This window comes from Vibrio sp. 811 (genome assembly GCF_033339195.1).
This window is the reverse complement of the sequence record NZ_JAWOUB010000725.1, coordinates 1-568: the sequence shown is the minus strand read 5'-3', so window position 1 is coordinate 568 and position 568 is coordinate 1. Positions and strand designations below refer to the sequence as shown.

Annotated in this window: 1 protein-coding gene; it reads left to right on the top strand. The window is 47.7% G+C overall.

Annotated elements, in window-relative coordinates:
* A partial coding sequence (locus R7Q46_RS29070; RefSeq protein WP_318078563.1) for an acyltransferase family protein occupies positions 1 to 568 on the top strand: 568 nt, incomplete at both ends.

Genomic DNA, 568 nt, shown 5'->3' with positions numbered 1-568 from the left:
ATCATTGCCATGGTGGCAATTGTGGGGCTGCATTGCCAAATGGCCCTCACTTATTGGCAGTGGGATGGCGTACCTTGGGTTGGTTATCTTCTTAATCAGCTCGCTCGTTTTGCGGTTCCGCTTTTTTTCCTTATTTCTGGTTACCTTATCCAACCTAAGCTGAGCAGCAATCCACTCGAAACTTTAGCCAACTATGCGAAACCTCTAATGAAAATTTGGTTGGTTTGGAGCGTGATCAGCTTACTCATGCCGTTCCAATGGCAAGTCGTAGCAGAAGCAGGATACCTTGCCGAACGACAAGGCTACTGGGGATACTTAGCGTCTGCACCACTGAATTCATTACTAGAAGGCGGACTTGTCCACCTGTGGTTTATTCCCGCATTGGTGATTGCGGTCGCTATCATCGCCTTCTTAGTTCGAATTGGCATGACACAGTTACTTCTTCCAACAGCAGTGCTGCTTTACGTCTATGGTGTTTTGGCAGGCAGCTATGCACCTCTCACCGATTTACCTGCTCCGTTTTTCACTCGTAATGGGCCATGTTTCAGTACCTTGCTTGTGGTACTTG